The following is a 25866-nucleotide window of genomic DNA, read 5'->3' as shown; positions in this document are numbered from 1 at the left end:
CCGTCACATCTCAGTCGTCGGCATCCGGTGCGTCGTGATCCTCGACCGGCGACGCGAGTTGCTCCAGCACCGCCTGATGCAGTCGGCCGTTGGTCGCCACCGCATTCCCGCCACGAGGACCGGGCACCCCCGTCAGGTCGGTGAACTGACCGCCGGCCTCGGTGACCACGATCGAGCAGGCCGCCATGTCATGCAGCGCCAGTTCGGGTTCGCACGCGATGTCGACCGCTCCCTCGGCCAGCAGCATGTAGGACCAGAAGTCGCCGAACGCACGGGTCCGCCAGCAGCGCCGCATCAGGTCGACGAACGGCTGCCCCCGCCCGGACTCCACCCAGCCGGAGACCGACGAGTAGCTGAGCGAGGAGTCCTCGATCGTCGCCACGTCCGAGACCCGGCAAGGTGTCGCCGACATCAGCGATTTGCCGGCGTACGCGCCGCCGCCCAGGCTGGCCCACCAGCGCCGGCCCAGGGCCGGCGCGGAGACCACGCCCACCGCCACCTCGTCGTTGATCATCAGCGCGATCAGCGTGGCCCACACCGGCACGCCCCGCACGAAGTTCTTGGTGCCGTCGATCGGGTCGATCACCCAGCGCCGCGGACCCCATCCGGTGTCCGGCAATTCCTCCCCGTGCACCGCGTCGCGGGGCCGCGCACGGGACAACGTACGCCGCAGCGCCTCCTCCACCGCGGTGTCGGCGTCGGTCACCGGGGTCAGATCCGGCTTCGACACCACGTGCAGGTCGAGGGCTTTGAACCGGTTGGTGGTGATCGAGTCGGCATCGTCGGCGAGCAGGTGGGCCAGCCGCAGATCGTCGGTGAGATTGCGGAATGCAGGGTCGGTCGGCGCGCTCGCGGTCGAAGCTGAGGAGGTCGAAGGGGAAGTGGGGCCGGACATGGGTCGTACGCTACTGGTCCGACTCGATCATTCGGCGGAACGACTCCAGCCGCACCTCAGACAGCTCTCCTCGGCCGACGGCTTCGTCGAGGGCGCATTCCGGCTCGCTGCCGGTGTGGGTGCAGCCACGAGGGCAGTCGGCGACCAAGGCGGCGAGGTCGTCGAAGGCGGCCACGATCCGCTGCGGGGTCACGTGACTCAGCCCGAAGGACCGTACGCCCGGAGTGTCGATCACCCAGCCCGGGTCCCCGCTGATCGCTGGATCGGGCGGCAGCCGGAGCGCAATGGCGGAGGTGGAGGTGTGTCGACCACGTCCGGTGACCTCGTTGACCGAGCCGATGGCCCGCAGCGCGCCAGGAATCAAGGCATTGACCAGGGTGGATTTGCCGACCCCCGAGTGGCCGACGAAGACGCTGCGATGCCCGGCCAACGCCACGCGCAGACTGCTGAGGTCTGCGCCGGGTCGGGTCACCTGAATGGCGACATCCAGCGGGCCGTACTGCGCCAGCAGCTCGTCGGGCGGCGCCAGGTCGGCCTTGGTCAGGCACAGCAGCGGTTTCAGCCCGGCGTCGAAGCCGGCCACCAGGATCCGGTCGATCATGCCGGTCCGCGGCGGCGGGTCGGCCAGCGCCGTCACGATCACCAGCTGATCGGCATTGGCCACGATCGGCCGCTCGTAGGGATCGTCGTCATCCGCAGTGCGGCGCAGCACGGTACGCCGCGGCTCGACCTCGACGATCCGGGCCAGGGTGCCCTCGGCACCGCTGGTGTCGCCGACCACCCGCACCTCGTCGCCGACGATGACGCCCTTGCGGCCCAGTTGACGGGCCTTGGTGGCCACCACCTCGCGCCCGTTGACCAGCAGTCGATAGCGGCCCCGGTCGACAGTGATCACCAGCCCGATCTCGGCATCGGAGTAGTCGGGTCGGTCCTTGGTCCGCGGCCTGGTCCGCCGCTGAGGCCGCTCGAAGGCGGCGTGCTCGTCTGTGTAAAGGCCGGGCTGCGTCACGTGGCGGTCAGCGAATCCGGGCCATCAGGCCAACTCGGCAGACTCAGCGGAGATCTCCGCGGTGGATGCGGCGACCGAGTCGGCCAGCATCTGCTCCCACAGGGCGACGAACTCGGGCATCGTCTTGTCGGTGCAGGCGACGTCATCGAGCACGATGTCGGCGACCACCAGCCCGAGCAAGGCCCCGGCGTGCGCCATTCGATGATCCGCGTAGGTGTGCCAGGTGCCGCCACCCAACAGCCGGGGATGGATCACCAGCCCGTCGTGATGCACCCGCACTCGGGCACCCAGCGACTCCAGCTCGGTGGCGATCGCCGTGAGCCGATCGGTCTCGTGCCCACGGATGTGCCCGACCCCGTTGAGATGGCTGGTGTCAGCGGCCAGCGCCGCAAGCGCGGCCACTACCGGGGTCAGCTCGCTCACGTCGCGCAGATCGATCTCGATGTTGTCGATCTCGTCGGTGCCCTCGACGATGATCGACCCGTCTTCGTCGTAGGTCACATCGGCGCCGAACTGCTGCAGGATGTGCGGCAGCCGCATGCCCGGCTGATTGCTCTCCGAGGGCCAGTGCGGCACCGTCACCGCACCACCGGTGATGGCGGCGGCCGCGAGGAACGGGGCCGCATTCGACAGATCCGGCTCGATGATGACATCCGCGGCCGCGATCGGTCCCGGGCTCACCACCCAGCGATCGGTCTCGCTGTCGTCGATCTGCACGCCGCGGGCACGCAGCATCTCCACGGTCATGGCGATGTGCGGCCGCGATGGCAACGACTCGCCGGCATGCCGCAGGTCGAGCCCGTCGGCGAGCCGGGCGCCGATCAGCAGCAGCCCGGAGACGTACTGGCTGGAGGTCGAGGCGTCGATGGTCACCACACCGCCCGCCAGCGCACTGGTCCCGGTCACCGTGAAGGGGAGCGACTCGCCGGACACGGTCACCCCGAGCGCGGCCAGACCGTCGAGCAGCGGCCCCATCGGTCGCGCGTACGCCTGCTCGTCGCCGTCGAAGGCGACAGGGGAGTCGGCCAGGGCAGCCAGCGGGGGCAGGAATCGCATCACGGTGCCGGCCAGGCCGCAGTCGACCGTGCCGCCGGTGAAGGCCCCCGGCGGGGTGATTCGCCAGCTGTCGCCGGACTCCTCGATCTGGACTCCCAGCGCGCGAAGGCCGTCGCGCATCAGCCGGGTGTCGCGGGCGTCCAGGCCGTTGACGATGGTGGACGGGCCGTCGGACAGCGCCGCCAGCACCAGGGCTCGGTTGGTCTGCGACTTCGATCCCGGCACCCGTACGGTGGCGCGGATGGGCACCGGCGCCATCGGGGCGGGCCACGGGCCGGGAGGGGCGACGGTCACGGTCTCAGCGGTGGTCGACACAGCCGGGGAGTCTACGCGGGGACTGGCTGGTCACCGGAGTGAATTCGCCGAGTGAATCGCCGACACCGGGCTCAGTTCTCGCCCAGCTGGATGTTCTCGGCGAACTCGGCCGCGGCCTTCTTGGCTGCTGCCGACTGCTTGCTGACCTCTTTCCCGGCCGCCTTGGCGAGCCGGCTCGCCTCGTGCTGAGCCTGCCGGGCCCGCTTGGCGGCATCCTGCTGCGCCTGTCGCGCCGCCTTGGCAGCCGCGTCCTTGGCCACGACGGCCTGCTTGGTCGCGCTCTTGCCGGTGGCGGTGAGCTGTTTGCGAGCCTTCTGGGAACCGCCGACGACCGCGCCCACCAGCAGCGCGCCCTCAGCCAGCGCTGCGTCAGTGAGCTGCTTGGTCTCCTTGCCCACCTTCCGCTGCGCCTTCTTGGTATCGGCTGTCAACTGTTGTCTGGTCTGGTTGGCGCGCCAGCCGAGGCTCGGTTTGCCCTCGGTGTCGCGGGAGGCGATCAGCACACCACCCAGCAGGCTGACGTTCTTCAGGAAATGCTCCTTGGCGGCGGCTCGCTCGGCGGGGTCGCTGTGTCGCCAGAACGGGTACTTGCCGATCGTCGTGGGCACCAGAGAGAGCGCCAGCAGGCTGGCACCCAGGCGACGGCCCTTGCCGGTGGCGAGAGCGAGGCCGCCGGCGAGCTCGAGGACTCCATTGATGCGGATCCAGGTCTTGGCGTCCGTCGGCACCAGCTCGCCGACCTGTTCCGGCGCGAACCGCTGCACCTGGGGGACGACCGTGTCGACCAACGGCTCGGCCGCCGGGACCAGCGCCTCTGGATTGCGGACAGCCTTCACCCCGCTGACGATGAAGTAGGAGGCCAGCATCGTGCGAGCAGCGGAACGAAGCAACGTCATGACCCATTCCTACCGTGCCCAGGGTGGCAGGCCAACATCGACCTTCGTCAAATCGCTGTATATTCTTAGGAATATAGTTCCTCGTGATGATGTCGGTGGTGGGTTAGGGAGCTGGGAATGGACTTCTTCGACGCCTTGGTGCGCTACGAGGTGAGCCTGTGGAATGCGGTGGACCAGGAGCTGGCTCGGCAGGGTCAGATCCAGCTCGGTCAGCTGTTCGCGCTCCGGGTGCTGGGCCGTCACGACGGCCAGGCCCGCGTGCAGGACCTCAGTGACGACATCGGCATCACCGTCGGGGCGGCGAGCAAGCTGGTCGACCGACTCGAACGAGACGGATTGGCCGCCAGGCGATCGAACCCCGCCAATCGTCGCTCGTCGCTGATCGCCTTGACCGAGTCCGGTCAGCAGGCGCTGGCTTCGGCGTCCGCGGTGTGCGATGAGGCTGTGGCTCGGGCGGTCGGCGGGGAAGACATCCACACGATGACTGCCGCGCTGCGAAGACTCCAGACGCGGCTGGAACCGGAAAGGACGCGTACATGACTCGCGAGCCCACGATCAGCTACCACCTCACCGAGGTGCCCGCCGGGGCCATACCCCACGGTGTCACCGCCCGGCCCGCCGAGATCGACGGCCGTGCTGCGGTCCGGGTCGAACTGCTGGATGAGATCAGCCTGCACGGCCGGCCCGGTGTCGACTACATCGACCAGCCGACCTTCCTGATCATTCCCGCCGACTTCACCACTGGCACCATCCAGGTCGAGATCTGGAGCCGGCTCAACGGCATCTGGATGTCCGATGCCCGCGCGTTCGCCGGTCTCGCGTACCGGGTCAGTCCTGGGCGCGACAGCTTCGAGAGCGTCTACCTGCGCCCGCTCAACGGCGCCAAGGTCAGTCCGCCGGCACCCCGCGATCAGCGCGCCGTCCAGTATTTCGCCTACCCCGAGTGGCCGTTCGACCGGCTGCGCGAGGTCTATCCCGACGGTCGCTACGAGACCGGGCTCGACATCGGCCCCGGAGAATGGATCACGCTCCGTCTCTCGGTCACGACGGACGCCGTGATCGCCACCGTCAACGGCGTGACCGCACTCACCGTCAGCGAACCGAAGGCTGCGGTGCGCACCGGCGACATCGGTCTGTTCGTCGACATCGGCACCGAAGCCTTCTTCTCCAACCTCGTGATCTGCCCCAACCCGCGCCGGTAGGTTCTAAAGCATGTGCGGTCGCTATGCCTCGACCAGTCGGCCGGAGACGCTGGTCGACGAGTTCGACATCGAAGAGATCCTCGGCGATCTGCCTGGGCCGGACTACAACGTCGCGCCGACCGTGGCGGTGCCGGCGGTGCTGGAGCGGCGATCGAAGGTCGATGACCACATCACACGTCGGTTGAGCCCGTTGGTGTGGGGACTGGTGCCGTCGTGGGCGAAGGACGCCAAGGGTGGCGCACGGCTGATCAATGCTCGGGTCGAGACGGTGGCCGAGAAGCCCTCGTTCAGGCGAGCCTTCGCGAGTCGCCGGTGCCTGCTTCCGGCGGACGGCTTCTATGAGTGGTACAGCCCGGAAGCGACCGATCAGCTCCTCGGGAGTCCAGCCGGGCGCACCGGTAGGGCAGGCCGGGGCAAGAAGCAGCCGTTCTTCATCCATCGCGCCGACGGCAGCCTGCTGGTGATGGCCGGCATCTACGAGATCTGGCGAGACCCGAGCAAGGACCGCGCCGACGATTCGGCCTGGCTGCGGACCTGCTCGGTGATCACGACCGTAGCCACCGACGCCGTCGGCCACATTCACGATCGAATGCCGATGGTGGTGCCGCGCGCCTCCTGGGACGCCTGGCTCGATCCGAGACTGACCGCGCCGGAGGCCGCGCTGGAACTGTTGCAGGTGACCGAACCTGCGGCACTGGAGGCGTACGCGGTGTCGACCTCGGTCAACTCGGTGAGCAACAACGACCCGAGCCTGCTCCTGCCGCTGGCAGCCGAGGACGCAGCAGGCGACGACTCCTCGGCTGCGGACCCGATCCAGGGAACTCTGCTGTGAGCCCGGCCGCTGTGAGCCCGGCGGCCGGAACGACCGCGTACGAGGTCGAGACGCCCGAGGGGCCCGGGCGCTGGCACCTTGATCTCGCCGCGAGCCCGCGGGCGGCGGTGGCGCTTGGGCACGGTGCCGGCGGTGGGGTCACGGCGATGGATCTCGCCCTGCTGGCGGGGGCGCTGCCTGCCCACGGGATCAGTGTGGCCCGGTTCGAGCAACCGTGGCGCCTGGCCGGGCGGAAGGTGGCGACTCCGCCGCAGCGTCTCGACATCGCATGGTTGGCCGCTGTCGAAGAGCTGGTGCAGCGGCCCGGGCTGGCCGGCCTGGCTCTGATAGTCGGGGGTCGTAGCGCCGGGGCACGGGTTGCTTGCCGCACGGCGGAGGCGTTGGGTGCTGTCGGCGTGCTCTGTCTGGCGTTCCCGCTGCACCTGCCCGGCCGCCCGGAGAAGTCCAGGCTGGCCGAACTGCTGGCCCCGACCGTGCCCCGCCTGGTGCTGCAGGGCACTCGCGACACCTTCGGCAGCGCCGAGGAGCTGACGTCGGTCCTGGCAACGGCGGGTGCGGCCAGCGGATCGGGAATTGAGGTGGTGCCGGTGCCGGGCGCGGATCACTCGTTCAAGACGCTCGCCCGAGCGGAGTTCCGACCCGCCGACGTACGCTCGCTGGTCGTGGCGAGCGCCCTCCGACTGGTCGAGACGGTGAGTTCGGCCCGCTCCGGCTGAGCCAGCCCGCGCTCAAGCTGGGAACCCAAACTTCTGTCGAGCAAGCCTCACGAGTTCCGGTTAGCTCACGGTTAGCTCGACAGAAATCGTGCTCACAGCACCCGGTGTGGCTGAGGAACGCACAGGCGGGAATAAGTGCGTTCCTATCGCGTTGGATTCGGTGTGAACGCAGTCACCTGTGAGCGTCCGGAGACGCCGACGCTCGCCATGAGCGACGCGCCGGTACGCTCGTACGTGATGATCCTTCCGACTAGTTCGAGCCCCACGAGCGCCGGCGAGCACCCAGAGAGCACTACGAGCGCCAGCGAGCCGCACGACCAACCCGTCGATCTGGCCACCGAGACAGCTGAGGAACGGCACGCTCGGTTCGAGGCCGAGGCGCTGCCGTTCATCGATCAGCTCTATGCCGCCGCACTGCGGATGACCCGAAACCCCTCGGACGCCGAGGATGTGGTGCAGGAGACGTTCGCGAAGGCGTACGCGTCCTTCCACCAGTTCACGCCGGGCACCAACCTCAAGGCGTGGCTCTACCGGATCCTGACCAACACCTACATCAACTCGTATCGCAAGAAGCAGCGGCAGCCGCAGATCGCCGACGGCGAGAACGTCGACGACTGGCAGCTGGCGCGAGCCGAGTCGCACACCTCGTCGGGCCTGAAGTCGGCCGAGACGGTCGCCCTGGAGCACCTGCCCGACTCCGATGTGAAAGAGGCACTGCAGCAGCTGGCGCCGGACTTCCGGCTGGCCGTGTTCCTGGCCGACGTCGAAGGCTTCTCCTACAAGGAGATCGCCGAGATCATGGGCACCCCGATCGGGACCGTGATGTCTCGGCTCAACCGCGGCCGCAACCAGCTGCGGAACCTGCTGGCTGAGTACGCGCGAGACCGCGGCCTGACAGTGCACGAGGGGAGCCGACGGTGAGCGAGCGAGAGCTGAGCAACGACGAGTGCTGGCAGACGCTGCAACGGGTCTACGAGTTCTTGGATCACGAGTTGGACGACGCCAGCGGCGATGAGATCCGCGAGCACCTCGCGGCCTGCGAACCGTGCCTGGAGAAGTTCGACGTCGAATTGGCCGTGAAGACCCTGGTATCCCGCTGCTGCGGCGGTGACCAGGCCCCCGCGCATCTCAAAGCCAAAGTGATGATGCAGATCAGCGTCGCGAGACACGAACTGGGCTGAACTGTATCAATTGCGCTGCTCGCCGGCGCTGTATCAATTGCGCTGCTCGCCGGCGCTGTATCAATTGCGCTGCTCGCCGGCGCTTTAGGCCGCTCGTTCGTCGCGATCTGGACCGACGGAGAAGCGTGTCGCCCCAGATCACTCCTGCACTCCCGGCCGCGCCGGCTGCGCTGCGCTAGCTATTACGCGTTGGGGCGCTTGCCGTGGTTGGCGCCCTTCTTGCGGCGTGCACGACGCTTCCGACCGGTCTTTCCCATGGTTCACTCCTGTCGATGATGATGGATCAGGTTTGCCTCGGCAGAGGCACACAGCCGTCCATCTTGCCACGGCTCACCAGCGCCGGCTGAAACGTGCCGGTAACTCTGCTCATGGACGATTGGCCCGATCTGGCACGTAGCCTGATTCTTCACATTCGGATCGTTGCCAGGCGCTCACCGCCGTCTACCTTTGCGAGAGGCTCCCATACCCATGCCTTCGATGTCGGAGATCATCGCCGAGCACACGGCGCTCTCCGAGCACGACCACCGTCGCTTGAAGCAGGTGCTGTCGGAGTGGCAGCTGCTGGCTGACCTTGCCTTCTCCGATCTGGTGCTGTGGGTGCCCGACCACGACGAGAACGTCTTCTGGGCCGTCGCGCAGATCAGGCCGACGACCGGACCGACCGCGTTGCTGGAGGACGTGGTCGGGGACCTGATCGCGTACTCCCCGGAGCACCTGGTCTCCGAGGCATTCCTGAGCGGTGAGATCACCCAGACCAGCGCTAACAAGCTGAGCGCGGGCATCCCGGTCGACGTGCACGCGATCCCAGTTCGATTCGAGGACCGGGTGATCGGGGTCGTCGAGCAGCACACCAACCAGCTCGGCGTCCGCAGCCCGAGCATGCTCGAGAACTCCTACCTCGACAGCGCGTTCGATCTGGCCCAGATGGTCGCGATCGGCGACTTTCCGATCGCGACGGATCTGTCCGACCAGACCATCAACCCGCGGGTCGGAGACGGGTTCATCCGCCTCGACCTCAGCGGAAACGTGGAGTACGCCAGTCCCAACGGGCTCAGCGCCTATCGTCGGCTCGGACTGATCGGTGACCTGATCGACGAGAATCTCGCCGAGCTGACGGCCGCGCTGATGCCGGACCCTGATCGGCCGATCGACCATTCGCTGGAGTCGTTGCTGGCGGGTCGGGTGGCGCGGCGCGCTGAGGCGGTCGCCGGTGACGCGCACCTGCTGCTGCGGTCGGTCCCGTTGACCCGCGACGGCGCGCGGCATGGGGCGATCGTGCTTTGCCGGGACGTCTCCGACCTGCGCAGCAAGGAGCGCGAGCTCATCACCAAGGACGCGACCATCCGCGAGATCCATCACCGCGTGAAGAACAACCTGCAGACCGTGGCGGCCCTGCTCCGGATGCAGGCGCGCCGGATGTCAGCGCCCGAGGCCAAGCTTGCGCTCAACGACGCGATGTCTCGGGTCGCCGCGATCGCCATCGTGCACGAGACTCTCTCTCAGGCCTTCGATGAGGTCGTCGACTTCGACAAGGTGGCCGACCGGTTGCTCCGGATGGCGGTCGATGTGGCTGCGACCCGGGAAGGCGTACGCGCGGTGCGGGTGGGCAGCTTCGGGGAGGTGTCGGCCGACCTCGCGACCAACCTGTCGATGGTGATCACCGAGCTGTGCCAAAACGCCGTCGAGCACGGTCTGGTCGCCGCCGACGGGACCACCAGCAAGGGCGAGGTACGGATGACGCCGGGTGTCCGCGATGGCCGACTCCGGGTGGAGATCGCCGACGACGGGGTCGGACTGCCCGAGAACTTCAACTGGCGGCTGTCACCGAGCCTCGGACTGTCGATTGTGAACACGCTGGTCAAAGACATGGACGGGGAGTTCCGTCTGGGACCCAATCCCCATGGTGCGGGGACTCGGGCCGTAGTCGAGGTGCCGTTGCGAACGAAGAAGCGGTAGAGCTGCGACCGGACGTCGAGGTGTCCAGCCGTGTCCGTGAGGTCCGTCAGGCCGTACGGATGCGGGCGCGGGCGGCGCGACGCTTGAGAGCGCGACGCTCATCCTCGCTCATGCCGCCCCAGACCCCATGGTCCTGGCCGGCCTCGATGGCCCACTGCAAGCAGGCATCCTTGACGTCGCAGCGACGACAGACCTGCTTGGCCTCCTCGATCTGGAGCAGAGCAGGTCCGGTGTTCCCGATCGGGAAGAACAGCTCCGGATCCTCGTCCAGGCAGGCCGCGTGGTGGCGCCAATCCATGTTCCCACTCACTCCTTCTTTTGCGAGGTCCTGGGGGGAGGACCCGCGTTACAACAGCAATCTCGAGTCGTCTACACTGGCCGCCTCGGTAACGGAGACCAGACTTTCAGGCAATCGGCGTCGGCACAAGGTGTCTTCGGCGTTGGTTGGCTCACATTTCGTCTGCTCTCAGGTGCTGCAGGCTGTGAGCCGACTGGTCGTACGCTGACCTCGTGTCTCCGGCCATGAAATCGTCTTATCTCCCGGCGTTAACCCTAGCCGCAGCCCTGTTGGTTGTGATAGGGGCGGCGTCTGCGGTCTACGGCGTAATGGAACTCGTTGCCACCCGGGCCTCCCGAGCAGTGGTCGGCAGTGGTGCCGCGATCATATTGCTGGCCTATGCAGGGCTGCTGGTGATGGTTGCCAGGGGGGTGTGGCGGGGCCGCCGCTGGAGCCGGGCACCCGCGATCGCCACCCAACTGATCCAGCTGCCGATCGCTTGGAGCTTCCGCGGTGGGCAGACGACCTGGTTCGCCCTCTTGCTCGGTGCGGTGTCGCTGACCGTCATCGTCTGCCTGCTGCTTCCCACCTCGACCCGGGCGTTCGTGGGCCAGGAGCAGTAGTCCCCGCGTTTTGCACCGCTCAAAAGCCGCCCGCCTACTGGAGCTCCCCCTCCTGAAGCGCGCGTACGGTCTCCACCTCGTGGGCGACCTCGGCCTGGTGCTCGTCCTTGACCCGCCTCAGGAACGTCTTGGTGCGCTCGTGCCGTGGATTGAGGAGCACTTCGTTCGGGTTGCCCTCTTCCACCACGACGCCGGCGTCCATGAACACCACTCGGTCGGCCGCCTCCCGGGCGAAGCCCATCTCGTGGGTCACCACGATCATCGTCGTACCGCCGGCGGCGAGTTCCCGCATCACGGTCAACACCTCGCCGACCAGTTCGGGATCGAGCGCGGAGGTCGGCTCGTCGAACAGCATCAGATCCGGTTTCATGGCCAGCGCCCGGGCGATCGCCACCCGCTGTTGCTGGCCGCCGGACAGCTGACTCGGGTAGTACCGTGCTCGGTCGGCCAGTCCGACCATCTCCAGTAGAGCCATGGCCTCGGCGGTTGCCGCCGCTTTGCTGATCTTCTTGACCTTGGTCGGGGCCTCGACCACATTTCCCAGTGCGGTCATGTGCGGGAACAGGTTGAACCGCTGGAAGACCATCCCGATCCGGGACCGCTGCCGGGCGATGTCGGAGTCCTTGCGGACGTGCAGCTTGCCCTTGCGCTCCTCGATGCCGATCAGCTCACCATCGACCCAGATCCGGCCCCCGGTCAGGGTCTCCATCTGGTTGATCAGTCGCAGGAACGTGGTCTTCCCAGAACCACTCGGCCCCAGCAGGCAGACCACCTCGCCGCGGTCGACGGTGAGGTCGACCCCCTTCAAGACCTCGTTGTGCCCGAAGTGCTTGATCACGTTGACGGCTTTGACCAGATGCCGGTCCTGGTGCCGCTGTTCGCCGTGCTCCTGCGCCGCGCTCACTTCGCCGCTCCGATCTGCAATCCGGCCGCCGCCTTGGGCTGCACCGTGGTGCCGAACCCACGCCCGAAGTGCCGTTCCAGATAGGTCTGACCGATCATCAAGATGCTCGTCGCGATCAGGTAGTAGAGGGTCGCGGCCACGAACACCGGGAAGAGCTGGAAGGTCCGGGCGCCGATCTGGGAGAGCTGGAAGAACATCTCAGTCGACAGCGGAAGAGCGATCAGCAGCGAGGTGTCCTTCAACATGGCGATGGTCTCGTTGCCCGTCGGCGGCACGATCACCCGCATCGCCTGGGGCAGGACGATCCGGCGCATGGCCAGGCTGCGGCTCATGCCGACCGCCTGCGCGGCCTCCATCTGCCCCTTGTCGACGCTGTTGATCCCGGCTCGGGCGATCTCGGCCATGTACGCCGCCTCCGAGGCAGCCAGACCGACGATCGCCCCGATGAAGCCGGAGAACAGCGTGTTCGCGTCCACGCTGTAGAACCGCCAGTCACCCGACAACCCGAGCCAGTCGATGATCACCCAGTCGAAGGGCACACCGAAGGACAGACCGCCGCTGGCGAGCGGAAACAAGATCCCGAGCACCCCCATGATGGTCAGCAGCACGAGCCGGGGAATGGCTCGGAAGAACCAGGTGTACGCCCACGAGACCGCACGCAGCACCGGGTTGGTCGACAGCCGCATCACGGCCAGGATCACGCCGCCGATCACCCCGAACAACATGGCCAGCACGGTGCACATCAAGGTGCCCTTGATGAAGCCCTCGATCACCACGGACTGGTTCATCGCCTCGAAGACGAACGGCCAGTTGAACGCCGGATTGGTCAAGACCATGTGCAGGAACATCAGCGCCAGCACGGCGATGACCGCGATCGCCACATACCGCCCGGGGTGGCGGACGGGCACCGCGTGGATGATGCCCGGCCGCTCCTGGTCGGCTGAGTCTGTCGACTCGACCGGCGACTCGCTCATTTGACTTCGAAGGTGTCGATCGCGCCGCCCTCGGTGCCCCAGGCCTTGAGGATCTCCAGGTAGCTGCCGTCGCTCTTCATCTCGGTCAGCGCCTCGGCGACGACGTCGGCCAGCTGCTTGTTGTCCTTGGCCACGACCACTCCGTACGGGGCGGCGTCGTAGACCTCGCCGAGCAGCTCCAGCTTGCCGCCGGACTGCGACACCGCGTACGCCGTCACGGGCGAGTCGGCCAGCATGGCGTCGGCTTTGCCGGTCACCACGGCAGCGGTGACGGTGTCCTGGCCGGCGTACTTCTGGATCTTCATCGGGTTACTGCCGCACTTCTTCTGCCGCGCCGGCAGGTCGTTCTGGTCCTGCACGGTGTCGGCCTGGACGGCGATGTTCTTCCCACACGGGTTGTTCGGATCGATGCCCTTCGGATTGCCCGCCTGGGTGGCCCACTGGGTCCCGGCGTTGAAGTAGCTGACCATCAAGACCTGTTTGCGGCGCTCGTCGTTGATGGTGAACGAGGACACTCCGAGGTCGTACTTGCCGCTGGTGATACCGGGGATGATGGTGCCGAATTTGGCGTTCTCCCATTCGGCGGTGACGCCCAGCTTCTTCGCCACGGCGTTGAACAGGTCGACTTCACTGCCCACGATCTTCTTGCCCTCGGTGAACTGGTTGGGGGCATAGCTGGCATCGGTGCCGATGTTGAGCTTCCCGGAACTGCGGATGTTCTCCGGCAGCTTGGCGTTCAGATCTGTGTTGGCGCTGACTTCGGCGGTGGGCGATCCCGGGGTGCCGCCGCCGCTCAACGAGTCCGAGCCGCAGGCCGACAACAGCGTGGCCGCGATGCTCGCCGAGACGAGTGCCAACTTGGTGATGGTGCGCATGACGAGATGTCCTCCAGAAGTTGGTGGCACGAAGAAACTTCGGTGTATGCAGATGTTCACCGGATTCTTATGCATCCTGCCACGAAATGCGCATGAAACTGTCGAAACGGGGATGACTGGAACCGGATCGAAATATCGATCGGCGAAGCAAATTGATCGCCTCGTGAGGTGCCTGCCGGGGTGCGAGCGCTCCCTCGGCGGGGTCAGGACAGTTGGCGCGCTCCTGCGGAGGGGATGCCGACGAAGTGGGCCGGTGTGCGATAGCCGGCGGCCGCGAAGGCGGCGCCGATCGCTCGGGCAACGTCATCGGCGCGACCGATGTCGAGCAGTGCGATGATGCAGCCGCCGAAGCCGCCGCCGGTCATCCGGGCCCCGTAGGCGCCGGCCTGCTTCGCCGTCTCGACGGCAAGATCCACCGTCGGCACGGTGATCTCGAAGTCGTCGCGCATCGAGGCGTGGGAGGCGTCCAGCAACGGCGCCAGTCCGAGATAGTCCCGCGCTTTCAGTCGTTCGGCAGCGGTCAGCACACGCTGGTTCTCGGTGACGACGTGGCGAACCCGGCTGCGCATCACCGGATCCTCCAGCCTGGCTAGAGCGGCATCGAGGTCGGTGACGTCCCGCAGCGCGGTCACCCCGAGGAGCTTTGCCGCCTCCTCGCAGCTGGCGCGGCGGGCGGCGTACTCGCTGTCGACCAGGGCGTGCGGCGTGCGGGTGTCCAGCACGAGCAGCTCGAGGCCAGCTGCGGCGAGATCAAGTGGTACCTGGTCGACGTCGAAGGTGCGGCAGTCGAAGAAGAGCGCATGACCGGCCTCGCACAAGGTGGAGGCGGCCTGGTCCATCTGGCCGGTCGGGGCGCCGACGAAGGCGTTCTCGGCACGGCGGGCGAGCTTGGCCCGCTCCATCGGCTCGATGGCTAGATCGTCGAGGCCGGCGAGAGCGGCCAGGGTCGCGCACTCCAGCGCGGCGGAGGAAGACAGCCCGGCACCCATCGGCACGTTCGAGGTCAACACCAGATCGGCACCGCCGATCGAATGGCCGGCCTCTTCCAAAGCCCACACAACTCCGGCAAGGTATGCCTGCCAACCGGTCATGCCGGGAACTAGCTCGGCGCGGCTGAACGTCTCGGTCAGATCGCCGTTGAGAGTGCGGACCCGCCAGGTGCCATCCGTACGCGGCCCGGCCGCGATGGTGACCCGGTGGGGCAGCGCGAACGGCATCACGTACCCGTCGTTGTAGTCCGTGTGCTCACCGATCAGGTTCACCCGTCCGGGGGCCGCCCAGATGCCTGTGGCGGGCTGGCCGGTGAGATCGGCGTACGCCGTGGCAACGGCTTCGACGTCGGGTTGAGAGGACTGCTCAGCGGTCATGAGGGGCAGCGTAGCGACTGTCACTACCCTGGCACCCATGCTCGCTGCCTATGCGGTCACCGCAGATCTCGAAAAGCCACTGAATGCCCTCGAGGTAGGTGAGATCGACCCGCCCGCGGTGCCGACGGACTGGGTCACGGTGCGGGTCAAGGCCGCGGCACTCAACCACCACGATGTCTGGTCGTTGCGAGGTGTCGGCCTGCCGGCCGAACGGCTGCCGATGATCCTGGGCTGCGATGCGGCTGGGGTGACCGAGGACGGCCGTGAGGTGGTCGTCTATGCCGTGATCAATGACCCTGGGTACGCCGGGGAGGACGAGACACTGGATCCTCGCCGTTCGCTGTTGTCGGAGCGCTATCCCGGAACGCTCGCCGAGCTGGTACGGGCGCCGGCTCGCAATCTGGTCGACAAGCCGACCGGACTGTCGTTCGCCGAAGCGGCGTGTCTGCCCACGGCCTGGCTGACCGCGTACCGGGCATTGTTCACCTCCGGTGCACTGCGGCCCGGGGACTCGGTCCTGGTGCAAGGTGCCGGGGGAGGCGTGTCGACGGCGGCGATCATGATCGGCCGGGCAACCGGTCTGCGCGTCTGGGTGACCTCGCGCAGCCCCGAGCGAGTGGAGCGGGCCGTGGCGTTGGGCGCTCATCGTGGGTTTGCGGCGGGGGAGCGGCTGCCGGAGAAGGTCGATGCCGTCGTCGACAGCGTGGGCGCCGCCACCTGGTCGCACTCGATCAACTCGCTGCGACCGGGCGGTCGGCTGGTGACCGTCGGCACCACCTCTGGGGCGGATCTTCGTTCGGCCGAGCTGACGAAGATCTTCTTCAAGCCGCTCCAGGTGATCGGCAGCACCATGGGCACCCGCTCGGAGCTCGAGGCGGTGCTGCACCTGGTGGCCAACACCGGGATCCGTCCGATCATCGACCGCGTACTCCCGCTCGCCGAGGCCGCCGACGGTCTGGCGGCGATGGCATCCGGCGACCTCTTTGGCAAGATCGTCCTGGAGCCATGAGACGCCGGCGCCGACTGGACGATCCACCGGAGAGTCTGGGTGTTGTGGTCCATGGCCCAGTTGTCATCGGGCGGGCGCCAGGAATCGCGGTAGGCCTGCGGTGCATCTTCGGCTATCCGTCGGGGCTGCTTTTCCAACTGGTGCTGCGGGCTTGGGGCGTCCAGGCTGAAGCAGCTGCGCGGCGCTCGGACTATGGCGTCGGCTACCACGACAGCAGCGCGGCTGGTCGGCGGTCAAGATGCCTGCTGTCCGTCGAGGCCGACGGTCGTCCCCAGCCACTGCAGCCCATGCGAGAAGAGACCTCCAGCGGTGAGGACGCGTTCGATCATGAGGCGACCTACTGGTTGAGTCCGCTGCCGCAGGACCGTGAGTTGGCACTGACTGTTGGCTGGCCGGAAGCCGGACTCCCGAGCAGACCTGCCACGTCACGCTGGGTGAACTGGGTGATCTGAGCGCCCGCATACTGCCTTTGACGTGACGTAAGCCCATCGCGGCCCGACGCACCTTGCGGTGCGATCTGCTTACCTATCGCCGGTGAGGGGTTGAAAGGTGCGCAGATGTAGTTTCGTTCGTCGGAAGCTACACCTAGGCACCTCTCGGTAGTCGGCTTCAGGCATCAGAGCGGTCCCAGCACTTCAGCCACGGCGGCATCGAGTTGGAGGGTCTCAAGCACGGTGAGCAACTGCCGTTCCTCGTAGCGGAAGTGGCTCTCCATGATCGCGGCTATCCCGTCGAGGTGCTGTTCCAGCTCCTCCGCGTCTGAAGTGCTGGCCGAAGCAGTACGCAGGCCGTCGAGAAGGTTGGCGATCATCGTGTGGTCCTGCTCGAGCCTGCGTAGCACCGGTGCGAGGTCCGGGTAGGCCGCCTCGATCGCGGGAAACAGTCTGCGGTCCTCGCCTTGGTGGTGTCGGTCCAACGCGGTGCAGAAACCATGGCAGTACAGCAGCAACTCACGGCCCAGCAGGGGATCCTGCTGACCGCCGTGCAGCCCATCCCGCACGACAGCCAGCGCCTGGCGAAGGCGTACGTGCGCTCGGCGCAGTTCGGTAGCCCAGGCGATCAGCCTGGTCGTCTCTCGCTCAGTCACGCGAGAACGAAGGGTACGACGAGTGCATCGTCAACTCCCTCGGTTTCGGCGCCTCCATGCCTGACACGGACTGCCACCAGCACGCGACGCTGCTGTGAGCCTATCGCCTACTCGGATCTGGGCAGATCCGCCGAATGTCGGGCAGGCGGAGCGCAATGAACCCTGCAGGTGAGCCACTGTCCTCCACCGACAGCAAGACCCAAGACTTGCCGACGCCTACGACGTAGCCGTCGATCTGGTCGGCCTTATTGATCCGTCGGACGATATGGAGGCAGTCATGCCGTCGTCGAGCCCGACGAAGATACTTCCGGAGTCTCTTGAGTCGCGACATGCGGCGAGTATGCGGCACTCGAGCCTCGTCCGAACAATGAACTCCAGACGCCATACGCCGCTGCACGAGGGGAGGTGCACCGCGGTACGCATCCGACGTACGTCTCGCGCCTGCGGGCCAAAGACGACCGCGGACCAGGCGGAAGGCCCGGACGTGTGGCGCCGCCGGGCCACAAATGACGGACGGCCGAGCGCGAACCGCGAACCTTGAGCACCTTCGGGCCACAGCCGATCGGCCGCTGGGCTTGCACAGAGCACATCTCGCGCCCCTGCCACAGGTAGCAGCCGCAGTAGCGGGGGATGCACACGTTTCGCGCCCGCGGGCCAGAGATGGCCGCGGAGCAGGAGGGAGGCCCGTACGGATCGCGCCCGCGGGCCAACAACGATCACGAACGGCGCAGGGCACCCGTACGGATCGCGCCCGCGGGCCACAAAAGCCCGCCCAGGACCTGCCCGACGCGCGACGCCCGACTACGTGCAGGCGGGCTCAGTCCTCGTCGTCGTCCAGGCGAGCGAGCCAGGTAGCCAGTTGATCGACGGCCGCCTCGTACTCGGGGTGGACGTCGACGAAGATCCGCAGTTGCTCGCTGAGCCAGGCCAGGGTGACATCCTCCTCACCCCGGCGCGACTCCAACTCCTCGATCCCACGATCGGTGAAATACATCCGGCCCTCGATTTAGCCCAGCAGATCCGACTCAGCGCAGCGCAGAATCAGGCGAAAGCGGACTCCAGCAACTCACGCTGCTGGGCCTCGTGCACCTTCGCCGAGCCCACCGACGGCGCCGAGGAGGCGGGCCGGGTGTGCGGCGTCACGGTCCACTGCCGATCGGGATCCACGGTTCCCAACGCCGAGACCAGGTTCAGGGCCATGAACGGCCAGGCCCCCTGGTTGACCGGCTCGTCCTGCACCCAGAGCAGATCGGATCCGGCGTTCGGCATAGCCCGCAACTCGGCGACGATCTCCGCGGCCGGGAGTGGATAGAGCCGCTCGAGCGGCAGGATGGCGGTGTCCCACCGATCCAACTGGGCTCGCTTGTTGACCAGGTCCCAGCGCACCTTGCCCGAGCACAGGATCACTCGGCGGACGGCCTCGGCATCGATGATGTACGGATCGGACAGCACCGGGCACCAGTTGCCATCGGTGAAGTCCTCCGGCTGGGAGACTGCCAGCTTGTTCCGCAGCATCGACTTCGGGGTCATGATCACCAGCGGGCGGTGCCGCTCACCGATGGCGTGCTGGCGCAACAGGTGGAAGTGGCTGGCCGGCGTGGAGGGCTGGGCCACGGCCATCGAGTCTTCGGCGGCCAGCTGCAGATAGCGCTCGATCCGGGCTGAGCTGTGGTCCGGGCCCTGGCCTTCGTAACCGTGCGGCAGCAGCAGTGTGACACCCGACTTCTGAGTCCACTTGGCCTGACCGGACGAGATGAACTCGTCGATGATGGTTTGCGCCCCGTTGGCGAAGTCGCCGAACTGGGCCTCCCACAGCACCAGCGCATCGGGCCGGGCGACCGAATAGCCGTACTCGAATCCCATCGCCGCGTACTCGCTGAGCAAGGAGTCGAAGACGTGGAACTTACCCTGGTCATCGTCGAGATGCTTGAGCGGGACGTACGCCTCGCCGGTCTTGCGATCGACCACACTGGCGAACCGGGAAACGAAGGTTCCGCGACGGCTGTCCTGGCCGGTGAGCCGGACGGTACGCCCTTCGAGCAGCAGCGAGCCGAACGCCAGGATCTCGGCGGTGCCCCAGTCGATGTTGCCCTGAGTGATGGCAGTCGCCCGGCGTTGCAGCTGCGGCATCACCTTCGGATGGACGGTGAAGCCTTCCGGGAAGGTGAGGTGGGCGTCGGCGATCCTCTTCAAGACCTCCGGGGTCACTGCCGTGCCATGGCCGGCCGCCTCCTTGCTCGGGTACGCCGGCACGAGTTGGTGCTCCTCGACCGGCGGTGTGCGCGTGGCGTCACGAACCTCGCGGAAGACGCTCTCCAGTCGCTGTTGGAACCGGGACATGACATCCTCGGCATCCTCGATCGTGATGTCGCCACGACCGATCAGCGCCTCGGTGTAGAGCTTGCGGGTCGACCGCTTCTTCTCGATCAGGTCATACATCAGCGGCTGGGTGAAGCTCGGGTCGTCGCCCTCGTTGTGACCGCGGCGGCGATAGCACACGATGTCGAGCACGACGTCCTTGTTGAACTCCTGCCGGAAGGCGAACGCGAGCCGAGCCACCCGCGTGCAGGCCTCCGGGTCGTCGCCGTTGACGTGGAAGATCGGCGCCTGCACCATCCGGGCCACGTCGGTGCAGTACATCGACGAGCGGGACTCGGTGGGCGAGGTCGTGAAGCCGACCTGGTTGTTCACGATCACGTGGATCGTGCCGCCGGTGCGATAGCCACGCAGCTGAGACAGATTGAGCGTCTCGGCCACCACGCCCTGGCCGGCGAAGGCCGCGTCACCGTGCAGCAGCACCGGCAACACCGGGAACTCGCCACCCCGGTCGAGGATGTCCTGCTTGGCCCGGGCGATGCCCTCCAGCACCGGGTTCACCGCTTCGAGGTGGCTCGGGTTGGCGGCCACCGACGTCTTGATCGTCGCGCCACTGAGAGCCGTGAACTCACCCTCCGCACCCAGGTGGTACTTGACGTCACCCGAGCCCTGGACGGTACGCGGATCGATGTTGCCCTCGAACTCGCGGAAGATCTGCGCGTAGCTCTTGCCGACGACGTTGGCCAGCACATTCAGCCGGCCGCGGTGCGGCATGCCGATGCAGACCTCCTCCAGCCCGTGGTTCGCAGCCTGCTCGCAGACCTCGTCGATCACCACGATGGTCGACTCGCCGCCCTCCAAGGAGAAGCGCTTCTGACCGACGAACTTGGTCTGCAGGAAGGTCTCGAAGATCTCGGCCTCGTTCAGCTTGTCGAGGATCCGCAGGTGCTCCTCGCGAGGCAGTGACTCATGCCGGCGCTCCACCCGGTCCTGGATCCACTTGCGCTGGGCCGGCTCCTGGATATGCATGTACTCGATGCCGATGGTGCGGCAGTAGGAGTCGCGCAGGATGCCGAGGATCTGGCGCATCTTCATCAACCCGCGGCCGCCGGCGAACGAGCCGGTCGCGAACTCGCGGTCCAGGTCCCACAGGGTCAAGGCGTGGGACTGCACATCGAGGTCGTGATGGGCCCGCTGCCGATACTCCAGTGGATCGGTGTCGGCCATCAGGTGTCCACGGACCCGGTAGGCGTTGATCATCTCCATGATCCGGGCCTCTTTGGGGACCTGATCCTCATGGTCGGCGCTGATGTCCTGTGCCCAGCGGATCGGCTCGTACGGGATCCGCAACGCGCCGAAGATGTCGTCGTAGAAGCCGTCCTCGCCGAGCAGCAACGCGTGCAACCGGGCCAGATACTGCCCCGACTGGGCTCCTTGGATGACGCGGTGGTCATAGGTCGAGGTGAGCGTCATGACCTTGGAGACACTCATCTGGGACAGCTTGTCGGGATCGGAGCCTTGGAACTCCGGCGGGTAGTCCATCGAGCCGACCCCGATGATCGCGCCCTGGCCGGACATCAGCCGGGGGACCGAGTGATTGGTGCCGATGGTGCCCGGGTTGGTCAGCGTGATGGTGGTGCCGGCGAAGTCCTCGACCGCCAGTTTGCCGGCGCGCGCCTTGCGGACGACATCCTCGTACGCGGCCCAGAACTGGGCGAAGTCGAGACTTTCGCAACTCTTGATGCTGGGCACGAGCAGTTGCCGGGTGCCATCGGACTTCGGCAGATCGATGGCCAGCCCGAGGTTGATGTGTCGCGGCACGATCATGTTCGGCTTGCCGTCGACGACCTCGTAGCCGTTGTTCATCTCCGGATGGGTCTTCAGCGCCTGCACCATCGCGAAGCCGATCAAGTGCGTGAAGCTCACCTTGCCGCCGCGGGCTCGCCGGAGGTGGTTGTTGATCACGACCCGCTGATCGATCAACAGCTTGACCGGCAGCGAACGGACGCTGGTGGCCGTCGGCACCGACAGCGAGACTTCCATGTTCTTCGCGGTCCGCGCCGGGGTGCCGCGGAGCACGGTCTTGACCGGCTCCTCCAGGTCCACCGTCGGCCGGTTCGACGGGTTCGGCGGGTCGGCCGGTACGCCGCCGCGCTTACCTGGTGCGCTTGGGCGGGCGTTCTTGTTGGTGGTGGGCTGCTCGACGGTCGCTGGCCGACGGGCCGGAGCCGGTTGCCTGGTCGCTGTCGAGCTCGAGGCGGGTCTAGACGCTGGGGTGGGTGAGCTCGACGCCGTGGCCGGGGCTTGCTGGCTCGGTGCCGCGGCTGGGGTGGACCTCACCGTCGGCGCACTTCGGGTAGCGGCAGGAGTCGCCGCGGACCGGGTGGTCTGGCCAGCACCGGCTCCGCCGGCGCCGTTTGGTCCAGCGCCAAGCCGATGAGTCTCGAAGTACTTCGCCCAGCTCGGGTCCACCGAGGTGGGGTCCGAGACATACTGCTCGTACATCTCCTCCAGCAGCCAGTCATTCGCGCCGAACTCCTCAGCTATGGCGTCGGTGGCTGCCTTGGAGTGGCTGGATGGGTCGGGCACGGGGGCCACAATCGCCTTCTTCCGTCGCGGTCTGCTGGGCGAGGGTCGATCCCGCCCGCGTCGTTGCCTAGGTTACCGACATTGTCATACCAGCGACGCGCTGGTCAGGCGCGTCGTCCTGGCAAGTCGGGTATGGATTTCTGGTTCGACGCAGCCCAGCTGCCGGGCAGCCAGCCACAGCGCCCCGACCACGCCGGTCTCGGCGGTCAGTGGCGGTCGGCTCAGCGACTCGGCGAGCCGGTCGGTGAGCGCCGACCGGACCGGGCCCGGCCGGGTCGCCACCGATCCCGCGAGCACGACCGGGAGGGTCGGGTCGAGGTCGAGGTCCAGCAGCGTCTCGACCAGGTGCTCGGCAGCGCGCCCGGCGATCGCAGTAGCGACCGGGTCGTCGGCATGGCGGCTCACCAGCTCCGCGAAGCCCGCCAACCAGATCGGCGGCTGGGTGTAGCAGAGCTGGACGAGCGCGACCGGGTCGAGGCCGGTCCCCGCTGCCTCGACCACCGCGTGCGTAAGTGGACCGAGCCCGGTGACGTCGGCCTGCAGCTGCCGGACGGTGGCCCGGACGGCCTCCCGGCCGAGCCAGAAGCCAGAGCCCTCGTCACCGAGCAGCCAGCCCCAGCCATCCCGGCGCTCCCGCAGGTCACCGTCGAGGATCCGGCCGGCGACCGCGCCAGTGCCGGCGACCAGCACGTACCCCTCTCGCTCTGCGGTGGCCGAGGAGAAGGCCACGCTCAGGTCGGACACCAGGCGGACGCCGATGCTCATGCCCTCCGGCAGCAGCGAGGCGACGAAGGCCTGGTCGCCGCGGGCGCCGCCAGCCAGTCCGACCACCGCTGCGCCGATCGTGGTCCGGTCGACCTCGGTCTGGCTCAGGCACTGCTCCACGACCGTGCGGATTCGGCCAGCCGAGGTCTGCAGACCCACGCTGTTCGGGTTGCCAGCAGGGCCGGCTGCCAGGCCGAGCACCTCCCCGCTGAGGCTCGCAATAGCGACGCGGGTGGACGTACCGCCGACATCGGCGCCCAAGATGAGCGATCCCACGACTCCATCATCCCGCAGGACGTGCCTGCTGCGGCGATATTGCTTCAGACTTCATGCATGACGAAGCGTCCAGTTCGAACCGGACCGAGCGGCCGTCGGACGGCTGTGCCGGCTTGACGCCGGCCTTGCTGCTGCGCGAGACCGCGGGTCTGTATGACCTGCTCGGTGAGCATCTGAGCGTGGACTTTGCGAACGCGGCGGTGAGGTCGGCCGGGGTGGTCGCGGGATGGTGGCCGGCGCGGACAGCATCGACGACCCGAGCGTGCTGCGGCACGGCGGCATGCCGAGGCTGTTCGGCGGGATCCGGGCGCCGCCGACGATCGGCACGCTCCTGCGCTCGTTCACCCACGACCCTCCGGTTTGGGAATCTTGCGTTCCCGCGGTCTTGACCAGGGCTTCGGTGGGCATGGTCTCGGTGACCACCGCACCTGGCACGCGGCCATCTGGTCTCCGCCTGGCTGCTGCCATCCATGAACAATGAGACGATGAGCCCGGTGGAGCCCTGCGTGCCCGACGATCCCGCCGACGGCTGGTTCGGGGAGAGCGTCGCCGCGACCTACGACGCGCCTGGCGGCGCCAACGCGCCGGAGCCGGCAGCCGCCGCCGTCGACGTGCTCGAGGATCTGGCCGGCGGCGGGCGGGTGCTGGAGTTCGCGGTCGGGACCGGGCGGATCGCCGCCCCGCTGGCCGCGCGTGGGGTGCCGGTGTGCGGGATCGAGCTGAGCAAGGCGATGGCGGCGCGGATCGAAGGCAAGACCGGCGGCGCTTCGGTCGACGTCACGATCGGCGACATGACCTCGACCCGGGTGCCGGGTGAGTTCTCGCTGGTCTACCTGGTGTTCAACACGATCAGCAACGTGACCACCCAGGACGGGCAGGTCGACGTGTTCGTCAACGCGGCCGCCCACCTGCGGCCGGGTGGGCTGTTCTTGATCGAGGTCGGGCTGCCCGATCTGCGTCGGCTGCCACCAGGGCAGGACATCGTTCCGTTCGCCGTGTCGCCTGCTGGCGAGGGCGCCGGGTAGGTCGGCTTCGACCAGGACGACGTGGTGACCCAGGAGTTCAGCTCGAACCATATGACGGTCTCCGCCGACGGCACCGGCCGGTTCCGCTTGATCCCCTTCCGGTACGCCTGGCCGGCGGAGCTGGACCTGATGGCACGGCTGGCGGGCATGAGGCTCAAACACCGTTGGGCGGGCTGGGATCGCGCGGACCTGACCGCCGACAGCGCCGCGCACGTGTCCGTGTGGGTGAAGGCGTAGACACGACGATCTCGAGTTGGAGACCTTGGCGGAGACCGTCGGCGCTCTGCTGCCGAACTCACCCGTCCGCGGTGCCGGCGTCTGGGGTCGCGACCGCGGCAATGCGGGCCGGCTGGGGCTCGTCGGGTCCCTGGTCGAGCCGGAACGGCGGATACTCGTCTCGCATTAGCGCCACATAGGTGATCACCCGGTAGATCCACCGGTTGGCGCCCATCAGCAGGTCGAAGATCGTCGCCGGATAGCGTCGGGTGAACAGCAGAACCACCCCGGCGACCAGGATGAGGATGCCGAGTAGGGAGATCCCGCCGATGCGGCGCACATCGGTAGCACCGAATTCGCCAGCGGTCACCCAGTACCAGCTGTTGCCGGTGATGAGGGCGACGACCAGCAGCTGCGGGATCGCCAGCAGCCAGGACTTGATCAAGACCAGGCCGCGGGAGTGCCGCTCGGGATACTCGACGTCGAAGTCGGCCGGGTAGTCAGTGCGGTCAAGGGTGAACGGTGGATACTGATCGGTCCCCAAGGCGGAGTGTGAGTAGAACCCAACTCGCCAAGCCCAGCCGAGCACGCCGACGTTGAACGAGAACAGGCTGCGCGGATAGCGGGCGGTGATCAAGATCGCGAACCAGGCCACGAGCGTCGTCACCGCGAACGCGACGAACAAGAAGGCCAGCACGATCACATGCGGGATGATCAGCACCCACTTGACCAGCCAGAGCCAGCGCGACAGGCTGCCGTCGAGGTGCCCGGTCAACCGGGCGGGATAGCCTGGGGCGCCCGCTTGCACCGCCCCCGCGACAGGGGTCTGGGCCATTGGCGCCGCGTTGGACCGACGCCCCAGGCCGGCGGCGCCGATCACGAGCATGGTAAGCCCGCCGGCCAGCGCCACCAGCGCGCCGGCTCCAACGCCGGCGGTGATCGGCAGGGACAGCTCTGAGCGGGCGCCGGCTTGCACATCGGCCGCGACCGGGCTGCTGCCGTCGGCGTTCATCACGACCGCCATCCAGTTCCCGGACCCTCCTCTGAAGGCTGAAGTGGGCTCTGATCCCTACTCTTGTTCGCCGTGGTCGATCTGGTCAGGTCCCGAGGTCCCGAGCGGCGTGGTCGTTCGGTCCGTTTGAGACCACCGCCGGAGTCGTGGCCACGGCCACCGCGCGCCGCTCCGCACGGAGCAGCAGCACCAACGGGGGAACGATGACGAGGACGTAGACGGTCACGAACCAGCCGAACAGCCTGGCGTAGTCCCCGCCGGTCGCGAGGTTGACGGCGTTGAAGAGCGCACCACCGAGGAGCATCAGCAGCCCGACGGCAGCCCGCCCCGCATACCGGGCCAGTCTGCTGCGACTGGCCAATACCGGGGCCGCGACGGCCACGACGACGCAGACCGACCAGAAGACCTGCAGCCAGAGGAACTCGTTCATCGCGCCCTCCCAGCACCCAGCCCAGGTCGTTGGCGATTCGATCGCATCGCAACCGGCCGGTCA

The 25866-nt window shown here is 67.4% G+C and carries 28 protein-coding genes and 1 pseudogene; 13 read left to right on the top strand and 16 right to left on the bottom strand.

The features are described 5' to 3' along the window. Positions 1-10: 10 nt before the first annotated feature. From MLP_RS14945 to MLP_RS26500, 4 genes are all read right to left on the bottom strand, one after another. Positions 11-895 carry an inositol monophosphatase family protein gene (locus MLP_RS14945; protein ID WP_013863978.1) on the bottom strand — a complete coding sequence of 295 codons (885 nt, stop codon included), beginning with the start codon at positions 893-895 and terminating at the stop codon, positions 11-13. A gap of 10 nt (positions 896-905) precedes the next feature. Then, on the bottom strand, positions 906-1904 hold the full coding sequence (gene rsgA, locus MLP_RS14940) for a ribosome small subunit-dependent GTPase A (RefSeq protein ID WP_013863977.1): 999 nt from the start codon (positions 1902-1904) through the stop codon (positions 906-908). Positions 1905-1928: 24 nt separating this feature from the next. Beyond that, positions 1929-3275, bottom strand: coding sequence for a 3-phosphoshikimate 1-carboxyvinyltransferase (gene aroA / locus MLP_RS14935; protein WP_013863976.1), 1347 nt, complete (start codon positions 3273-3275; stop codon positions 1929-1931). A 71-nt stretch (positions 3276-3346) separates the two neighbouring features. Next, positions 3347-4171, bottom strand: a complete 825-nt coding sequence (locus MLP_RS26500; protein WP_013863975.1) for a DoxX family membrane protein — start codon at positions 4169-4171, stop codon at positions 3347-3349. 117 nt (positions 4172-4288) lie between these two features. Here MLP_RS26500 and MLP_RS14925 point away from each other — a divergent pair, with 117 nt between their 5' ends. The 6 genes from MLP_RS14925 (at position 4289) to rsrA (ending at position 8102) form a co-directional block, all read left to right on the top strand. Continuing rightward, positions 4289-4711 carry a MarR family winged helix-turn-helix transcriptional regulator gene (locus MLP_RS14925; protein WP_013863974.1) on the top strand — a complete coding sequence of 141 codons (423 nt, stop codon included), beginning with the start codon at positions 4289-4291 and terminating at the stop codon, positions 4709-4711. Next, positions 4708-5373, top strand: coding sequence for a LamG domain-containing protein (locus tag MLP_RS14920; protein WP_013863973.1), 666 nt, complete (start codon positions 4708-4710; stop codon positions 5371-5373). Before MLP_RS14925 ends, MLP_RS14920 begins: the two co-directional genes overlap by 4 nt. Before the next feature lie 10 nt (positions 5374-5383). After that, positions 5384-6205: an SOS response-associated peptidase gene (locus MLP_RS14915; protein WP_013863972.1), complete on the top strand. Its 822-nt coding sequence runs from the start codon at positions 5384-5386 to the stop codon at positions 6203-6205. Beyond that, on the top strand, positions 6202-6921 hold the full coding sequence (locus tag MLP_RS14910; RefSeq protein ID WP_013863971.1) for an alpha/beta hydrolase family protein: 720 nt from the start codon (positions 6202-6204) through the stop codon (positions 6919-6921). Before MLP_RS14915 ends, MLP_RS14910 begins: the two co-directional genes overlap by 4 nt. Positions 6922-7083: 162 nt before the next feature. Beyond that, on the top strand, positions 7084-7842 hold the full coding sequence (locus MLP_RS14905) for a sigma-70 family RNA polymerase sigma factor (protein ID WP_013863970.1): 759 nt from the start codon (positions 7084-7086) through the stop codon (positions 7840-7842). Beyond that, positions 7839-8102 (top strand): mycothiol system anti-sigma-R factor, encoded by a 264-nt coding sequence (rsrA, locus tag MLP_RS14900; RefSeq protein WP_013863969.1) that lies wholly within the window; start codon positions 7839-7841, stop codon positions 8100-8102. The genes MLP_RS14905 and rsrA overlap by 4 nt, the downstream gene beginning before the upstream one ends. A gap of 182 nt (positions 8103-8284) precedes the next feature. Here rsrA and MLP_RS29530 read toward each other — a convergent pair whose 3' ends face one another. Then, a complete protein-coding gene (locus MLP_RS29530) occupies positions 8285-8359 on the bottom strand; it encodes a 50S ribosomal protein bL37 (RefSeq protein ID WP_369797015.1) in 75 nt (24 codons plus the stop codon). Positions 8360-8570: 211 nt separating this feature from the next. On the opposite strand from MLP_RS29530, the gene MLP_RS14895 reads away from it, so the two are divergent. Beyond that, positions 8571-10058 (top strand): sensor histidine kinase, encoded by a 1488-nt coding sequence (locus MLP_RS14895; protein WP_013863968.1) that lies wholly within the window; start codon positions 8571-8573, stop codon positions 10056-10058. 46 nt (positions 10059-10104) lie between these two features. Here the strand turns inward: MLP_RS14895 and MLP_RS14890 are convergent, their stop codons facing one another. Continuing rightward, positions 10105-10356, bottom strand: a complete 252-nt coding sequence (locus MLP_RS14890; RefSeq protein WP_013863967.1) for a WhiB family transcriptional regulator — start codon at positions 10354-10356, stop codon at positions 10105-10107. A 269-nt stretch (positions 10357-10625) separates the two neighbouring features. On the opposite strand from MLP_RS14890, the gene MLP_RS14885 reads away from it, so the two are divergent. Continuing rightward, entirely contained in the window at positions 10626-10958 is a 333-nt protein-coding gene (locus MLP_RS14885; RefSeq protein ID WP_156821167.1) for a hypothetical protein, read from the top strand. 34 nt (positions 10959-10992) lie between these two features. Here MLP_RS14885 and MLP_RS14880 read toward each other — a convergent pair whose 3' ends face one another. From MLP_RS14880 to galK, 4 genes are all read right to left on the bottom strand, one after another. Further along, the gene (locus MLP_RS14880; protein WP_156821427.1) at positions 10993-11814 is read right to left on the bottom strand and encodes an amino acid ABC transporter ATP-binding protein; all 822 of its coding nucleotides are present in this window, start codon (positions 11812-11814) and stop codon (positions 10993-10995) included. Between the two features lie 44 nt (positions 11815-11858). Then, positions 11859-12836, bottom strand: a complete 978-nt coding sequence (locus MLP_RS14875; protein WP_013863964.1) for an amino acid ABC transporter permease — start codon at positions 12834-12836, stop codon at positions 11859-11861. Beyond that, positions 12833-13711 (bottom strand): ABC transporter substrate-binding protein, encoded by an 879-nt coding sequence (locus MLP_RS14870; protein ID WP_013863963.1) that lies wholly within the window; start codon positions 13709-13711, stop codon positions 12833-12835. Before MLP_RS14870 ends, MLP_RS14875 begins: the two co-directional genes overlap by 4 nt. Before the next feature lie 203 nt (positions 13712-13914). After that, positions 13915-15078, bottom strand: coding sequence for a galactokinase (gene galK / locus MLP_RS14865; protein WP_041790099.1), 1164 nt, complete (start codon positions 15076-15078; stop codon positions 13915-13917). 37 nt (positions 15079-15115) lie between these two features. Between galK and MLP_RS14860 the strand changes: the two genes are divergently transcribed. Further along, the gene (locus MLP_RS14860) at positions 15116-16087 is read left to right on the top strand and encodes a zinc-binding dehydrogenase (protein ID WP_013863961.1); all 972 of its coding nucleotides are present in this window, start codon (positions 15116-15118) and stop codon (positions 16085-16087) included. Then, a complete protein-coding gene (locus MLP_RS14855; RefSeq protein ID WP_013863960.1) occupies positions 16084-16539 on the top strand; it encodes a hypothetical protein in 456 nt (151 codons plus the stop codon). The genes MLP_RS14860 and MLP_RS14855 overlap by 4 nt, the downstream gene beginning before the upstream one ends. Positions 16540-16703: 164 nt before the next feature. Here MLP_RS14855 and MLP_RS14850 read toward each other — a convergent pair whose 3' ends face one another. From MLP_RS14850 to MLP_RS14840, 4 genes are all read right to left on the bottom strand, one after another. After that, positions 16704-17174: a hemerythrin domain-containing protein gene (locus tag MLP_RS14850; RefSeq protein ID WP_013863959.1), complete on the bottom strand. Its 471-nt coding sequence runs from the start codon at positions 17172-17174 to the stop codon at positions 16704-16706. A gap of 817 nt (positions 17175-17991) precedes the next feature. Continuing rightward, positions 17992-18168 (bottom strand): DUF6104 family protein, encoded by a 177-nt coding sequence (locus tag MLP_RS28345; RefSeq protein WP_013863958.1) that lies wholly within the window; start codon positions 18166-18168, stop codon positions 17992-17994. A 47-nt stretch (positions 18169-18215) separates the two neighbouring features. Continuing rightward, positions 18216-22079 carry a multifunctional oxoglutarate decarboxylase/oxoglutarate dehydrogenase thiamine pyrophosphate-binding subunit/dihydrolipoyllysine-residue succinyltransferase subunit gene (locus tag MLP_RS14845; RefSeq protein ID WP_041790095.1) on the bottom strand — a complete coding sequence of 1288 codons (3864 nt, stop codon included), beginning with the start codon at positions 22077-22079 and terminating at the stop codon, positions 18216-18218. An 84-nt stretch (positions 22080-22163) separates the two neighbouring features. After that, positions 22164-23120, bottom strand: a complete 957-nt coding sequence (locus MLP_RS14840; RefSeq protein WP_013863956.1) for an N-acetylglucosamine kinase — start codon at positions 23118-23120, stop codon at positions 22164-22166. Between the two features lie 53 nt (positions 23121-23173). On the opposite strand from MLP_RS14840, the pseudogene MLP_RS29640 reads away from it, so the two are divergent. The 3 genes and pseudogenes from MLP_RS29640 to MLP_RS29000 form a co-directional block, all read left to right on the top strand. Beyond that, a pseudogene (locus MLP_RS29640) lies at positions 23174-23469 on the top strand (IS1380 family transposase); the annotation flags it as partial. Between the two features lie 136 nt (positions 23470-23605). Continuing rightward, complete coding sequence (locus tag MLP_RS14830; protein WP_231851320.1) at positions 23606-24145, top strand: class I SAM-dependent DNA methyltransferase; 540 nt, start codon at positions 23606-23608, stop codon at positions 24143-24145. A gap of 24 nt (positions 24146-24169) precedes the next feature. Then, positions 24170-24382 (top strand): hypothetical protein, encoded by a 213-nt coding sequence (locus MLP_RS29000; RefSeq protein WP_231851319.1) that lies wholly within the window; start codon positions 24170-24172, stop codon positions 24380-24382. A 58-nt stretch (positions 24383-24440) separates the two neighbouring features. On the opposite strand, the gene MLP_RS14825 is transcribed toward MLP_RS29000, so the two are convergent. Further along, on the bottom strand, positions 24441-25385 hold the full coding sequence (locus MLP_RS14825; protein ID WP_013863952.1) for a DUF4389 domain-containing protein: 945 nt from the start codon (positions 25383-25385) through the stop codon (positions 24441-24443). A gap of 73 nt (positions 25386-25458) precedes the next feature. Then, positions 25459-25803 (bottom strand): hypothetical protein, encoded by a 345-nt coding sequence (locus MLP_RS14820; protein WP_013863951.1) that lies wholly within the window; start codon positions 25801-25803, stop codon positions 25459-25461. Positions 25804-25866: the final 63 nt, after the last annotated feature.

The organism is Microlunatus phosphovorus NM-1 (genome assembly GCF_000270245.1).
In the GTDB taxonomy this organism is placed as follows: Bacteria; Actinomycetota; Actinomycetes; order Propionibacteriales; family Propionibacteriaceae; genus Microlunatus; species Microlunatus phosphovorus.
This window is presented reverse-complemented; position numbering and strand designations above follow the sequence as displayed.